Annotated in this window: 15 protein-coding genes and 1 pseudogene; 11 read left to right on the forward strand and 5 right to left on the reverse strand. The window is 68.3% G+C overall.

Annotated features, from left to right (window positions below; translation table 11 throughout):
- The first annotated feature begins 53 nt into the window (after positions 1–53).
- The 5 genes from VFY73_RS20950 (at position 54) to VFY73_RS20970 (ending at position 5,263) form a co-directional block, all read left to right on the forward strand.
- A complete protein-coding gene (locus tag VFY73_RS20950; RefSeq protein ID WP_329722427.1) occupies positions 54–707 on the forward strand; it encodes a protein-L-isoaspartate O-methyltransferase in 654 nt (217 codons plus the stop codon).
- Positions 708–714: 7 nt separating this feature from the next.
- On the forward strand, positions 715–897 hold the full coding sequence (locus VFY73_RS20955) for a hypothetical protein (RefSeq protein ID WP_329722429.1): 183 nt from the start codon (positions 715–717) through the stop codon (positions 895–897).
- Between the two features lie 48 nt (positions 898–945).
- Complete coding sequence (locus VFY73_RS20960; RefSeq protein ID WP_329722431.1) at positions 946–2,394, forward strand: TolC family outer membrane protein; 1,449 nt, start codon at positions 946–948, stop codon at positions 2,392–2,394.
- Between the two features lie 211 nt (positions 2,395–2,605).
- Positions 2,606–4,030 (forward strand): DUF1800 domain-containing protein, encoded by a 1,425-nt coding sequence (locus VFY73_RS20965; protein ID WP_329722433.1) that lies wholly within the window; start codon positions 2,606–2,608, stop codon positions 4,028–4,030.
- A 15-nt stretch (positions 4,031–4,045) separates the two neighbouring features.
- Positions 4,046–5,263 carry a DUF1501 domain-containing protein gene (locus VFY73_RS20970; RefSeq protein ID WP_329722435.1) on the forward strand — a complete coding sequence of 406 codons (1,218 nt, stop codon included), beginning with the start codon at positions 4,046–4,048 and terminating at the stop codon, positions 5,261–5,263.
- A gap of 65 nt (positions 5,264–5,328) precedes the next feature.
- Here the strand turns inward: VFY73_RS20970 and VFY73_RS20975 are convergent, their stop codons facing one another.
- The 3 genes from VFY73_RS20975 to VFY73_RS20985 form a co-directional block, all read right to left on the reverse strand.
- Positions 5,329–5,814, reverse strand: a complete 486-nt coding sequence (locus VFY73_RS20975; RefSeq protein WP_329722437.1) for a DUF1488 family protein — start codon at positions 5,812–5,814, stop codon at positions 5,329–5,331.
- A gap of 70 nt (positions 5,815–5,884) precedes the next feature.
- Entirely contained in the window at positions 5,885–6,184 is a 300-nt protein-coding gene (locus VFY73_RS20980) for a CrpP-related protein (protein ID WP_329722439.1), read from the reverse strand.
- A gap of 148 nt (positions 6,185–6,332) precedes the next feature.
- The gene (locus VFY73_RS20985; protein WP_329722441.1) at positions 6,333–7,361 is read right to left on the reverse strand and encodes a LacI family DNA-binding transcriptional regulator; all 1,029 of its coding nucleotides are present in this window, start codon (positions 7,359–7,361) and stop codon (positions 6,333–6,335) included.
- A 171-nt stretch (positions 7,362–7,532) separates the two neighbouring features.
- Here VFY73_RS20985 and VFY73_RS20990 point away from each other — a divergent pair, with 171 nt between their 5' ends.
- The 6 genes and pseudogenes from VFY73_RS20990 to VFY73_RS21015 form a co-directional block, all read left to right on the forward strand.
- Positions 7,533–8,039, forward strand: a complete 507-nt coding sequence (locus VFY73_RS20990) for a gluconokinase (protein ID WP_329722443.1) — start codon at positions 7,533–7,535, stop codon at positions 8,037–8,039.
- Positions 8,036–8,545 (forward strand): TRAP transporter small permease subunit, encoded by a 510-nt coding sequence (locus VFY73_RS20995; protein WP_329722445.1) that lies wholly within the window; start codon positions 8,036–8,038, stop codon positions 8,543–8,545. The genes VFY73_RS20990 and VFY73_RS20995 overlap by 4 nt, the downstream gene beginning before the upstream one ends.
- Complete coding sequence (locus VFY73_RS21000) at positions 8,542–8,736, forward strand: hypothetical protein (protein WP_329722447.1); 195 nt, start codon at positions 8,542–8,544, stop codon at positions 8,734–8,736. The genes VFY73_RS20995 and VFY73_RS21000 overlap by 4 nt, the downstream gene beginning before the upstream one ends.
- Positions 8,733–10,025 (forward strand): TRAP transporter large permease subunit, encoded by a 1,293-nt coding sequence (locus VFY73_RS21005; RefSeq protein ID WP_329722449.1) that lies wholly within the window; start codon positions 8,733–8,735, stop codon positions 10,023–10,025. The genes VFY73_RS21000 and VFY73_RS21005 overlap by 4 nt, the downstream gene beginning before the upstream one ends.
- Positions 10,026–10,089: 64 nt before the next feature.
- Positions 10,090–11,094 carry a TRAP transporter substrate-binding protein gene (locus VFY73_RS21010; protein WP_329722571.1) on the forward strand — a complete coding sequence of 335 codons (1,005 nt, stop codon included), beginning with the start codon at positions 10,090–10,092 and terminating at the stop codon, positions 11,092–11,094.
- Positions 11,079–11,186: pseudogene (locus tag VFY73_RS21015) on the forward strand (methylglyoxal synthase); the annotation flags it as partial. The gene VFY73_RS21010 and the pseudogene VFY73_RS21015, both read left to right, overlap by 16 nt.
- 42 nt (positions 11,187–11,228) lie before the next feature.
- Here the strand turns inward: VFY73_RS21015 and VFY73_RS21020 are convergent.
- Both VFY73_RS21020 and VFY73_RS21025 read right to left on the reverse strand, forming a co-directional pair.
- Positions 11,229–12,512, reverse strand: a complete 1,284-nt coding sequence (locus VFY73_RS21020; RefSeq protein ID WP_329722451.1) for a 3-deoxy-D-manno-octulosonic acid transferase — start codon at positions 12,510–12,512, stop codon at positions 11,229–11,231.
- Positions 12,513–12,554: 42 nt separating this feature from the next.
- Positions 12,555–13,943, reverse strand: a complete 1,389-nt coding sequence (locus tag VFY73_RS21025) for a phosphomannomutase/phosphoglucomutase (RefSeq protein WP_329722453.1) — start codon at positions 13,941–13,943, stop codon at positions 12,555–12,557.
- Positions 13,944–14,062: the final 119 nt, after the last annotated feature.

Here is a 14,062-nt window from a genome sequence, read left to right on the forward strand (position 1 = left end):
ATGAAGAGTTGCCCCGAGCCGAGCCGCTCGCGATTCCATCTTTCGAGGCCGTCATGAACATCGAACAAGCCCGCTTCAACATGATCGAACAGCAGATCCGCCCCTGGGAGGTGCTGGATCAGGCCGTGCTGCAGCTGCTGGCGATCGTCAAACGCGAAGACTTCGTGCCGCCGGCGCACCGCGCGCTGGCCTTCATCGACACCGAGGTGCCGCTGCCCGAAGGCCAGGTGATGCTGTCGCCCAAGGTCGAAGCCCGCATGCTGCAAGAGCTGAAGGTGCAGCGCCATGAGTCGGTGCTCGAAGTCGGCACCGGCTCCGGCTTCATGGCCGCGCTGCTCAGCCACCGGGCGCGCGAAGTGATCACGCTGGAAAACCGCCCGGTGCTGGCCAAGATGGCGATCGACAACCTGCGCCGTGCCGGCATCGGCAACGTCGAGGTGCGCGAAGCCGATGGCCGCGACGGCTTGGCCGAGTCCGGCCCGTTCGACGCGATCATGCTCTCGGGCTCGGTCGCCAGCGTGCCGCAAACCTTGCTGGCGCAGCTGAAGCCGGGTGGCCGGTTGATCGCGATCGAAGGCGCCGAGCCCATCATGCAGGCCACGCTGTACACCCGCCAGGCCAGCGGGTCAGTGGCCAAGACGGTGCTGTTCGACACCGTCGCGCCGCGGCTGGACGGCTTTGCCGAGCCGACCCGCTTCCACTTCTGAGCCGCGCATGACCCCGACGCGCCGCCGGACCCATCGCTCGCAGCCCGTCGCCGGTTTTTGTCATCACGGCCTGCGCAGCACGCAAGTCGTCGCATTCCTGCTGCGCCAGGGCCCCGCCCTCGCGTACAAACTCGCCGGCGGCGGCGAAGCCACGCCGACGAGGGTCGGCCGCCTCATGACGTGCCGTTGAACCGCCCCCGCTGACACCACAACTCCATCGACCCAAGAGGACCTCACCATGACGCTGACGCGCCGCCCGACCCTGCCCCGCGCCGCCGGGCTCACGCCCCTGGCCCTGGCATTGGCCCTCGGCTTCGCCGCCAGCGCGGCGCAGGCGCAAAGCCTGAAGGAGCTGTACGAAGCAGCTCGCGGCTATGACGCGACCTACCTGTCGGCGCGTGCGCTGGCCGATTCGGCGCAGTACCGGGCGGACCAGGCTGGGGCGCTGCGGCTGCCGACGGTGGGGTTGCAGGCCTCGTCAACGCTACTGCGGGCCGAGCAGGATGCCGAACAAACATCGCTCAGGGAATTGGATTCGCCCCCCGCGCCGCCGAACACTTTCGTCAAGGTCACGGCCCCCTCCACCACCGAGACCCGCACGACCAACAACCAGGTCGTCCTGTCGGCACAGCAAAGCCTGTTCAACCGCGCCAACAGCGTCACGATCGAACAATCAGAGCGGGCCGTCACCATCGCCCAGGCACAGCTGCGCAGTGCTGAACAGGACCTGATCGTGCGCCTGTCGCAGGCTTACTTCGATGTGCTCGGGGCACAAGACACGCTGAACACGGTGCAAGCCAGCAAGAAGGCGATCTCGGAACAGTTGGCATCGGCCAAGCGCAACTTCGAGGTCGGCACCGCGACCATCACCGACACCCGCGAAGCGCAGGCGCGCTACGACCTGTCGCTGGCACAGGAGCTGGCCGCCGACAACGACCTGCGCGTCAAACGCTTGGCACTGGACCAGTTGGTCGGCCGCAGCAACGCTACGCCACGCCCGCTGGCCTTGCCCGTGGTACTGCCGCCGGTTGCGCCAGCCAATGTAGATGACTGGGTGACCGGCGCCGAGACCCGCAGCCCGACGATTCAGCAGGCCCAGCTGGGCCTCGAAGTCGCCAAGCTTGAGACTGAGAAAGCCCGTGCCGGCCATCTACCGACCCTGGGCCTGGGCGCGAGCTACACCCGGACCTACCCGTCGGGTACCAGCGAAACGACGAGCAACGGCGCGTTCGTCAGCTCCAGCCGCGCCGGCAACAGCAATAGCGCCGCGTTGGCACTGACACTGAACGTCCCGCTGTTCGCCGGCTTCTCGGTCCAGAACCGCATCAAGGAAACCCTGTCGCTCGAAGAGAAGGCCCGCAACGACCTGGACGCCGCCCGCCGCGGGGTGTCCCAAGGCACGCGCACGGCCTTCTACGGCGTGCAGTCGGGCCAGGCACAGGTGAAGGCGCTCGAAGCCGCCGAATCGTCGAGCAAGCTGGCGCTCGAAGCCACGCAGCTGGGCTACAAGGTCGGCGTGCGCGTGAACCTGGACGTGCTGAACGCGCAGACCCAGCTCTACACGACCCAGCGCGATCTCGCCAAGGCCCGCTACGACGTGATCGTCAACAGCCTCAAGCTGCGTCAGGTGTCGGGCCAATTGCAGCCCGAAGACCTGCAGGCCACCGACGCGCTGCTGGCGCCCTGAACGCGCAGCCGGGCTCAGCGATGGCTCGTTGAGCCCTTTTCACGCGTTAGGCATTCGGCAAGCATCGACGCCGGTCGCTTGCAGATGGTCACCAGCGGCCACCCCTAGGACAAGTTTCTTTACCCTCCTGGGCAGTGCAGTCGTACACGCCCTTCATGGGCGGGCGTTATAAAACGGTACACGCTTGAAAGCGCGCGACCGGAGCCCGCCCATGACCACACCCCCTCTCTACGCGGCCATTGCCGCACACCGCTTCGGCCTGGGCGAGCCGAAGCTCGACAACGTCGGCGACGATCCCGCCGGCTGGCTGCGCAAGCAGATCGGCCCGGCCGATGCGGCCGTCGGCGGCCCCTTCCCCACCGCCGTGCAGGCCTTGGCCGCCTACTCCGAGCAGAAGGTGCCAGTCTCTGCTTTGCTCGAGATGCGCCCGGCGTCGGCCCCTGCCAGCACGCCGTCGAGCGCCCCCGCGTTCACTCTGCGTGAGATCGTCAACGAAGACCTGCAGTCACGCATGGCCACGGCGCTCGCGACCAGGCGGCCGTTCGCCGAGCGGCTGACGCTGTTCTGGGCCAATCACTTCTCGGTCTCGATCAACAAGGGTCCCGTGCGTGGCCTGGCCGGCGCGTTGGAGCGTGAGGCGATCCGCCCCAACATCGCCGGCAAGTTCGAGACGCTGCTTCGGCAGGCGTCGATGCACGCGGCGATGCTGCGCTACCTGGACAACAACGGCTCGCTCGGGCCGCACTCGAAGGCCGCCGAGCGCCTGGCCCGCCGGACCGCGGGCGACAAAGACAAGCGCCGCAAGGTATCGACCGGGTTGAACGAGAACCTGGCGCGCGAGATCATGGAGCTGCACAGCCTCGGCGTGGCCGGCGGCGGCGGTGCCTACGGCCCCTGGGGCGGCTACACGCAGGCCGACGTGACCGCGTTCGCCGCGGTGCTGACCGGCTGGCGCGCCTACGACCCGCCGCGCAGCAACCAAGCCACCACCTTCGATCCCCACTGGCACGAGCCCGGCCCCAAGACCATCATGGGCAAGCAGTACCCTGAAGGGCCGCAAGCGCTTGATCTGGTGATCCACGACCTGGCCACCCACCCGAGCACGGCGCGCTTCATCGCCACCAAGCTGGCGCGCCATTTCGTCGCCGACGAGCCGCCGCTGCCGCTGGTCGAGAAGCTCGCCAAGACCTTCAACCAAACCGGAGGCGACCTTGCGGCCGTCTACCGCACGTTGATCGACGCCCCCGAGGCCTGGGAGGCTGGACCGCGCAAGCTGAAGACGCCGGAAGAGTTCGCCATCTCTTCGTTGCGCGTGCTGGGCACCGGTGATCGCCACATGGCCAAGGTCCGCGAGTCGATGGGCAACCTGGGTCAACGCCCGCACACCGCGCCCTCGCCGGCCGGCTGGCCCGACCAGGCGGACGAGTGGCTGGGGCCCGAAGCCATCTGGAAGCGCGTCGAATGGGCACAGCGGCAGGCCGAGCGCTTTGGTGACCAGATCGACGCCCGGGCGCTCGCACGCGCCAGCCTGGGCCCGCTGTTGACCGACACCACGTACCAGCAGATCGAACGCGCAGCCGACGCCCGGCAGGCCCTGGTGCTGCTGCTGATGTCGCCTGAATTCCAACGCCGCTGATCAAGGGTGGCCACGATGAACAATTCTTCCCTCTCCCGCCGCGCCTGGCTGCGCGGTGCCCTGGCCGCCAGCGCGACTACTGCCACCGGGTCCTGGGCCACCCTGGCCATGGGTGGCACGGCCTCGCCGAACGACCCGCGCCTGATCGCCGTGATCCTGCGCGGCGGCATGGACGGCTTGTGGGCCGTGCCCGCCATCGGCGATCCCGACTTCGCCGCCGCGCGTGGTGCGCTGGCCGACTATTCCTCTGCGCCGCTGGCCTTGAGCGGCCCGTTCGCACTGCACCCTGGCTTTGCCAAGCTGCACGCGATGTGGGGTCGCAAGGAGCTGGTGGTCGTGCACGCCGCCGGCCTGCCCTACCGAGACCGTTCGCACTTCGATGCCCAGAACGTGCTCGAAGGCGGCGGCGAGCGCCCGTACCAACTGGCCAGTGGCTGGCTGGGCCGCAGCCTGGCCGTCGGGGAACGGCCGGGCCTCGCGCTGTCGACCGCGGTGCCGTTGCTGATGCGCGGGCCGAAGGGGGTCGACACCTGGGCACCATCGACGCTGCCCGATCCGTCTGCCGATCTGATCGCCCGGCTGGGCCGCGTCTACGCCAATGACCCGGCATTGGCCAACGCGCTGATGCGCGCGCAGAGCCTGCGCAGCGACATGCCTGCCGGTGGCGAGATGATGCAGGCCATGGATGGCGGCAAGGGCGCGACCGGCGCGCTGCCCAACATGGCCCGCAAGGCGGCCGAGTTCCTGCTGCAGCCCAAGGGGCCGCAGATCGTCATGCTCGAGCAGGGCGGCTGGGACAGCCACGCCAACCTCACCAACGAGAAGAGCGTCTTCCTGAACAACCTTCAGCAGTTGGACGACAGCCTGGGGATGCTTCGCGAGATGCTCGATGCTCCGAACGCGAACGGGCTGTGGAACCGCACGGTCATCGTCGTGGCCACCGAGTTCGGCCGCGAGGTGGCGATCAACGGTACCCGCGGCACCGACCACGGCACTGGTGGCGCCGCGTTCGTGCTCGGTGGTGCGGTGCGCGGCGGGCAGGTGCTGGCCGACTGGCCGGGCCTGGCAAAGAAAGACCGCTACGAGGGCCGCGACCTGAAGATCACGACCGACCTGCGGGCCGTGTTCAAGAGCACGTTGTCAGACCACCTGCGCATCGCGCGCGGCCCGCTCGACAAGGTGGTGTTCCCCGGCACCGAAGGCATGAAGCTGCCGGAACTCATGAAGGCCTGAGGCCGGCGCCGTCGAACGCTTGGGGGCCCGCTGCTGCGCGGCCGAGCGCAGTTCGTTGCTCGGGCCTACTGGCGCACCACCGCGACGTCCGGATCTCGCAACATCACCGGCTCGCGCGAGCCGGCGGCGGTGCGGCGGCGCACTGCGTCGTCGATGCATTGGCGATTCGCCTCGTAGGTCGCCACCGCGTCTTCACCGCCGCTCTCGCCGCTGAAGCGGTAGTGCAGCGTCTGCCGGCCAATGGAGGCGCCGATGTAGCGGCCGTCGTCATGCAGAACCCAGAAGCGCAGAACGCCGGTGGCCAGATCAAAGAATGGGGTCGGAGGCATCTTGCTTCGCGGCTCCAGGCCGCGCTCCATGGCAACGGGTTCAGCATCCGGCTGGCGCGTCGCGTCAGGAGGAACGGGTGTTGGGGCCGCTTCGTCCGGCAGCACGACGGCCACCTCGTAGTCGCGCCCGACGAGTGCGCGCGCGAGCAGGTAGTTGGCCGTCTCACGAGCATCGAGGGCATCGATGTGCACACGGCCGGCGACGTCACAGGGGAAAGACAACGAAGGGCCGCCGCGCGCGGCCCGGTAACACAAGCGAAATCCACCAGCGGCAGGATGGGCTGCGACCGCCTCACTCGCGCGGATGGGTGTCGGCAGCATCACGTTGCGCGCCCTCGTTGCGATCGCTCTGCGCATCGTGGCCTTGTTGCCAGGCGTCGTGCCGTTCGAGCCAGCTGCCCTGCGACTCGCCGGTGTGGGCGGGCGCGTTGGGTCGGCGCCGCAGCGGGTTGGCATCGGCAGCCTCGCCGCGGGCCGCGGACTTGGCGCCCTGGCGTTGCAGCTCGGCACGTTCCGCGTCGGCCAAGGGGGGCAGCGTGTCGACGGCGGTGTCGGGAGGCGGCGGTGACACGATGACGGATGGCTTTCTCACTCAGATCCTTGCAAACAGCCCGCTCGGTGTAAGGGGGCCATCTGCTTATACGCCTATTGCCGGGCGGACCCGGCGTTCGCCTCATTGGCCTGCAAAAGAAAAGGCCATTGCCCGGTGACCATGCCGTCGGGCGAGGGCCTTTCAGGCCTCAGGCGCTGCCGCGGGCGATCAGCTCGAAGCCCAGGTCGAGCACCGGCTGCTTGACCGGCTCGCCGCGCATCAGCGCCAGCAACATCGTCGACGCGGCTGCGCCGACTTCGGCGCGCGGGGTGCGCACCGTCGTCAGCGGCGGCACCATCTGGTCGCTGCCGGTCAGGTCGTTGAAGCCGGCGACGGCAACCTCGTCGGGCACCTTGATGCCGCGTCGCAGCGCTGCCAGCAGTGCGCCCTGCGCCAGGTCGTCGTTGCAGAAGAAGATCGCGTCGACGGCGGGCCGCTGGCCGATGATCTGCTCGAACATTCGACCACCCAGCGCGATCGAGGACGGCGCCGGGTTCAGCCACTCGAGCGTCGGGTCGTACAAGCCGGCCGCGGTCAGCTCACGCCGCCAGCCTTGCAGGCGCTGCAGCGTGCGCGGGTCCAGCTGCGCGGCCGCAAAGGCCACGCGGCGCCGGCCGTGGCGCAGCAGGTGCCGTGTCAACGCTGCGCCGGCATCGGCCTGCGACAGGCCCACGCAATGCAGGCCCGCCTTGGCTGGCGCCAGGTCCATCATGTGCACGCAGGGCACGCCGGCCTGGGTGATCAGCGCGCGCGTGGCGGCAGAGCGGTCGATGCCGGTGACCAGCAGCCCGGCGGGCCGATGCAGCAGCTGCTCGCGCAGCAGCGCTGCTTCTTCGACCTCGTCGTAGTGCGTGACGCCGATCAGCGTCTGGAAGCCCGCCGGCCGCAACGTGCGCTGCACCGCCTCGATCAGGTCGACGAACAGCGCGTTCGACAGCATCGGGATCAGCACCGCGACGTGCGTACTGCGCCGCGAGGCCAGCGCACGCGCTGCCGGATCGGGCACGTAGCCCAATCGGTCGGCGGCTTCGCGCACGCGCGCCACGAGCGCCGGGTCGACCGCGCGCTCCCCCCGCAGCGCGCGGGAAACGGTGATCGGGCTGACGTCGGCGGCGCGCGCCACATCGGTCAACGTGACACGGCCACTGGCGCGGCGGCGGGGGATGGGTGGGGTCATCTACGGGTTTGCACGAATGGGCGGCGAAGGTTCGGTGATTAGGATAGCGCTGTCCGGCACATGACTGCAAGCTGGCAAATCCCAGGTTTCATCAAGCGACCACCCCAGGGATTTTGCATCTTGATCAGCGTGCCAATTTTTTGGCTCTCATCGGATAGCGCTATCCAACGCATGAAGCATTCGCTGGTCGTCATGGGTGTATCGGGTTGCGGCAAGTCGAGCTTGGGTGAGGTGCTGGCGCAGGCGCTGGGCGCCCGCTTCGTCGAAGGCGATGCCCACCACAGCCCCGCCAACCGCGCCAAGATGAGCCAGGGTGTCGCGCTGACCGATGCCGACCGCGACGGGTGGCTGAGCACACTGGCGGACGAACTGCGCCAGCCGCCGCTGCCCATCGTGCTGACCTGCTCGTCGCTGAAGCGCGCCTATCGCAACCGGCTGCGGGCCGCCGCACCCGGCTTGCGCTTCGTGTTCATGGACATCGGCCGCGAAGCCGCGCTGAGCCGCGTCGCCAGCCGCGGCGCCGCCCACTTCTTTTCCACCAGCCTGGTCGACAACCAGTTCGCCACGCTCGAGCGCCCGGACGGCGAAGCAGACGTGCTGCGGGTCGACGCCGAGGCACCGTTGAACCAGCTGCAGGACGAGGTCAGCGCCTGGCTGGCCGGACAGGAACACGCATGAACCACACCCCCACTGCCGACGAGACGCCGCTGCCGCAGCGCATTGCCCATGGCGCGATGGCCGCCTGCCTGGGCGTGATGGCGGTCGCCGTGTTCGTCAACGTCGTGCTGCGCTATGGCTTTGGTAGCGGCATCGCCGCGAGCGAAGAACTGTCGCGGCTGCTGTTCGTGTGGATGGTCTTCATCGGCGCCACCGCCGCCTACCCGGCCGGTGAACACATGGCTTTCACGAGCCTGGTCGCCATGCTGCGCGGCAGGCCGGCGGTGATGGCGCTGATCGCCGCAGCCATCCGCTTGCTGGTGATGCTCGGTTGCGGCCTGGTCGCCTGGGGCGCCTGGCAGCAGGTCGTCGTCGGCATGGGCAGCCACTCGGTCGTGCTCGGCTACCCGACGGCACTGCTGCCCTTGCCCGCCTTCCTGTGCGCCGTGGCCATTGGGCTGATGGCGCTGATCGAGCTGGTCCGGCGCACGCCGCTGGACCTGGGCCATGGCGTGGAGCTGGAATGAGCACGAACCATCCGCGGGCCGAGCGCCGGGCCGCTCCCAAGCCGACCCTCATTCCCTTGGGGGCTGAGCTCGGACATGAACAGTCCGTGGGACTGTTTGTGCCTGGCGAAGGCCTGGGCCTGGGCCTGGACCTGGCCCAGCGCGGCGTGCAAGGCCGGCCGATGCATCCGTCGGACGAGGGGCGCCCATGACGCCGGAAGCCCAAGCCTTCATCGTCTTCTCGCTCGGCATGCTGGTGCTGATGGGCATCGGCATGAACATGGGCCTGGCGCTCGTGCTCACCGGCGCCGGCATGGCCTGGGTGCTGGGTTTCTGGGACACGCAACTGCTGGCGCAGAACCTGGTCGCCGGCGTCGACAGCTTCCCGCTGCTGGCCGTGCCCTTCTTCATCCTCGCGGGCGAGCTGATGAACACCGGCGGCATCAGCCGGCGCATCATCGACATGGCGCAGGCCTGGGTCGGCCACATCCGCGGCGGGCTCGGCTTCGTTGCGATCGGGGCGGCGATCCTGCTGTCGGCGATGTCGGGCTCGGCGCTGGCCGATGCGGCCGCGATGTCGTCGATCCTGCTGCCGATGATGCGCAACCACGGCTATCCGGTCGGGCCTTCCGCAGGCCTCATCGCCGCCGGCAGCGTGATCGGGCCAATCATCCCGCCGTCGATGGCCTTCGTGATCTACGGCGTCACGACCAACACCTCGATCTCGGCGCTGTTCGTCTCGGGCATCGCGCCCGGCTTGATGATGGGCGCCGCACTGGTCGTCACCTGGAAGCTCGCGCTGCGCAAGATGGACGTCGCGGGCGACCCACCGGTGTCCATTGCCGACCGGCTGCGTGCGACCGGCCGCGCCTTCTGGGCGCTGCTGATGCCCGTCATCATCATCGGCGGCATGAAGAGCGGCTATTTCACGCCGACCGAAGCGGCCGTCGTCGCCGCCTTCTATGCGCTCGCGGTGTCGCTGTTCATCCACCGCGAGATGAAATTGATCGAGGTCTACGGCGTGCTCGGCCGCGCCGCCAAGACCACCGCGATCGTCATGTTCCTCTGTGCTGGTGCGCAAGTGGCGAGCTACATGATCACGCTGGCCGACCTGCCCGGGGTACTGACCGGCTGGCTGGGGCCCCTGGTCGAGAGCCCGCGCTTGCTGATGGCGGTCATGATGGTGGCACTGGTCGTCATCGGCACTGCGCTCGACCTGACGCCAACCATCCTGATCTTCGCGCCGGTGATGCTGCCGATCGCCGTGAAGGCCGGCATCGACCCGGTCTACTTCGGCCTGATGTTCGTGCTCAACGGCTCGATCGGCCTGATCACGCCACCAGTGGGCACGGTGCTGAACGTCGTTGCCGGCGTCGGCCGCCTGTCGATGCACACGGTGATCAAGGGTGTCAACCCGTTCCTGGTCACGTACGTCGTGATCCTGATCTTGTTCGTCCTGGTTCCGCAACTCGTCACCGCACCGGTGGCCTGGATGCGCTGATTTCCCCGCTCGCCCCAAGGAGACCACCGTGAGCTTCACCCGCCGTACCCTCGCGAACTTTGCCATGTCGGCAACCGCAGCCCTGCTCGCCGCCGCGCCATTGACCTCTGCCCTGGCGCAGGAGATCAAACCGCGCCTGATTCGCTTCGGCTACGGCCTCAACGAGCAAAGCAACCAGGGCCGTGCGGTCAAGGTGTTCGCCGAGGCGGTCGAGAAGGCCTCGGGCGGCAAGATGAAGGTGCGCGCCATCGGTGCCGCTGCGCTCGGCCCCGACACGCAGATGCAGCAGGCGCTGATCGGTGGTGCGCAGGAAATGATGGTCGGCTCGACCGCCACCCTCGTCGGCATCACCAAGGAAATGGCGCTGTGGGACACGCCGTTCCTGATCAACAGCGGCAAGGAGGCGGACGCATTGCTGGACGGCCCGGTGGGCCAGAAGGTGATCGCCAAGCTGCCCGAGAAAGGCCTGGTCGGCTTGGTCTATTGGGAAAACGGCTTTCGCAACCTGACCAACTCGAAGCGCCCGGTCACCAAGCTCGAAGACCTCGAAGGCATCAAGCTGCGGGTGATGCAGAACAACGTGTTCCTCGAAAGCTTCAAGACGCTGGGCGCCAACGCCGTGCCGCTGCCGTTCTCCGAATTGTTCAGCGCGCTCGAGACGAAGACGGTGGATGGCCAGGAAAACCCGTTCAACACCATCTTGTCGAGCAAGTTCTTCGAGGTGCAGAAGTACCTCAGCGTGACCAACCACGTCTACAGCCCGTGGATCGTGCTGGTCAGCAAGAAGTGGTGGGACGGCCTGTCGAAGGCCGAGCAGAAGGTGCTGATGGATGCGGCGATCGCGAGCCGCGACTACGAGCGCAAGGACACGCGTGAAGAAGCCGGCAAGGCGCTGGCCGAGCTGAAGGCCAAGGGCATGCAGATCAACGAGCTGACGCCGGCTGAATCGGCCCGCATGCGCGACAGGCTCACCCGTGTTAACGCCAGCATCGCGGCCAACGTCGGCATGGACTTGTGGAACGAGACGCAGGCCGAGCTGACGAAGATCCGCGCCCGCGCGACCCGATGACGTCGCAGCCGCACGATCCCGACACCAACGCACTGGTGCGCGCCTGCGACGTGCACGACGTGCCCTGTGCGACGAACGTGTCGGGCACGCGCGGCTGCCGTTGCGCGCGCTGCTCGACGCCGCTTGAACCTGCGCTAACCCTCGCGCGGCAGCAGCGCGAGGATGCGCGCCGCCATGCGTGCAGCGGCGCCGCGGTGCAGCGCGGCAAAGGCCCGGGCGGCCTGCACGGCCTGCGCGCGCGCCGCCTCATCGGCAAGCAGCGCCCGCACACGCTGCAATGCCTCGGCCCAGTGGCCGACCTGCCAGGCCGCACCGGCGGCCAGCGCCTGCTGCGCGGCCTCGGCGAAATTGAACACCGAAGGCCCGAGCAGCATCGGGCAACCACAGGCAGCGGCCTCGATGAAGTTGTGGGCTCCGAAGGGACGGAAGCTGCCGCCTTGCAGGCCCAGGTCGGCCAAGCCGTAGTACAGCGCCATCTCGCCGAGCGAATCGCCCAGCCACACATCGGCACGGGCGTCGTCGGCCGCAGGCCCTTCAGCACTCCAGGTGCTGCGGCGCCCGAGGACCAGGCCCTTGGCCGCGACCAGCGCCGCCACCTCGTCGAACCGCTGCGGGTGGCGCGGCACCAGCAGCAGCAGCGGGCGCGTTGCAGGCAACGTGAGCCAGGCGTCCAGCAGCTCGGCCTCTTCGCCCTCACGCGTGTTGGCCGCCACCACGATCGGTCGCCCGAGCCGTGCGCGCCAGGCCTGGCCTTGGGCCAGTTGCTCGGCATCCGGGCGCAGGTCGTATTTCAGGTTGCCGCAGACCTCGACCGACGGCACACCGGCGTTGTGCAGCCGGTGTGCATCGGCCTCGCTCTGGGCCAACGCCAGCGCCAGCTTCTGCCCGGCGGGGTGCAGCAGGGCCGCGAGGCGCTTGCCCTTGACAGCACTGCGCTCGGACAGCCGCGCATTGGCCAGCACCATCGTCACACCGGCGCGCGACGCTTCATGCAACAGGTTGGGCCAGACCTCGGTTTCCATCAGCACGCCCAAGCCCGGCTTGTGGCGCTTCAGGAAGCGCCGGACCGCGCCGGGGGTGTCGTAGGGCAACCAGGCTTGGTGATCACCGGGTCGCAGCATCGATGCGCCAGCGGCACGGCCGGTGGCCGTGCCATGCGTCAGCAGCAGCCGCAGCCCAGGCTCGGCCACACGCAGCGCGTCGACCAAAGCAGCCGCGGCACGCGTCTCGCCCAGCGACACCGCGTGGATCCACAGCCCGGCCGGATGTGCCCGGCCTTTGCCGCTGCCCAGGCGCTCGCCGATGGCCACGCGGTAGCCGGGTTCGCGCCGGCCGCGCCACCACAGCCGCGCCAGGTACAGCGGCGTGGCCAGGCGCAGCAGGCTGGAATAGGCGGCGCGGGCCAGCGCCTTTTTCATGTCAGGCCGATCAGGGCCGCGTCCCGCGGCCCTTGGTCTCGATCAATGTGCCGCCGCGGCGAACTGGGCATCGGGCTTCACTTCGCGCAGCGCGGTCATGAAGTCCTTCTCGATGCGGTGCATTGCGTCCTGCGTGTGGCCCTCGAAGCGCATCACCAGCACCGGCGTGGTGTTGGACGCACGGACGAGACCGAAGCCGTCCGGGTAGTCGGCGCGCAGGCCATCGATGGTGCCGATCTCGGCGCCGGGGAACTTCGCGGTTTCGCGCAGCTTCTCGATCACCTCGTGCGGTTCACCTTCGGCGCAGGGCACGTTCAGCTCGGGCGTGCTGAAGCTGGTCGGCAGGCCGTTCAGCACTGCACTCGGGTCGTCTGAACGCGAGAGGATCTCGAGCAGGCGGCCGGCCGTGTACATCGCGTCGTCGAAACCGTACCAGCGCTCGCTGAAGAAGATGTGGCCGCTCATTTCGCCAGCGATGGGGGCGCCAGTTTCCTTTAGCTTGGCCTTCACCAGCGAGTGGCCCGTCTTGTACATCATCGGCACGCCGCCATGGGCTCGCACGTCCGGCGCCAGGCGCTGGCTGCACTTGACGTCGAAGATGATCGTGCCGCCCTTGACGCGGCTCAGGATGTCGCGCGCGAACAGGATCAGCTGGCGGTCCGGGTAGATGATCTGACCGTCCTTGGTGACCACGCCCAGGCGGTCGCCGTCGCCGTCGAAGGCCAGGCCGAGTTCGGCGTCGGTCGCGTGCACGACCTTGATCAGGTCGGCCAGGTTCTCGGGCTTCGACGGATCGGGGTGGTGGTTCGGGAAGTCGCCGTCGACCTTGGAGTACAGGTCGATCACCTCGCAGCCCAGGGCCTTCAGGATCGCCGGTGCGGTAGCGCCCGGAATGCCGTTGCCCGAATCCACAACAATCTTCATCGGCCGCGACAGCTTGCAGTCGCTGACGATGCGGTGCGCGTACTCGGGGACCACGTCCATCGACGCGATGCGGCCCTTGCCACTGGTGTAGTCCTCGGCTTCCATCCTGCGGCGCAGGCCCTGGATCTCTTCGCCGTAGATGGCGCGGCCGGCCAGCACCATCTTGAAACCGTTGTAGTTCTTGGGGTTGTGGCTGCCGGTCACCTGGATGCCGCTGGAGCAGCCGTTCTTCTTGCGCGTGGCCGCCACGTAGTAAACGATCGGTGTCGTCACCGCGCCCAGATCGACCACGTCCAGCCCGGTGGAGGCCAGACCGCGCATCAGCGCTGCTGCCAGGCCCGGGCCGGACATGCGGCCATCGCGGCCAACGGCCACGGCCTTCTCACCGGCCTTGAGCGCCTCGGTGCCGAAAGCTCGGCCCAGATGCTCGGCAAACTGCTCGTCGAGCGCTTGGCCGACGATGCCTCGAATGTCGTAAGCCTTGAATGCGGATGCTGCAACCTTCATGACGTCTTTTCTCCTTGGCGGCGGATTGTAGGCAGGCGGGGTTTCTTCGTTGTTACACGTCCGCGATGAACGAACCGATATGGCCCTGTCGATCCATCGCGCGCGCTGTCGATCCGTCG

This window comes from Ideonella sp. (assembly GCF_036277275.1).
Taxonomy (GTDB): domain Bacteria; phylum Pseudomonadota; class Gammaproteobacteria; order Burkholderiales; family Burkholderiaceae_C; genus Ideonella.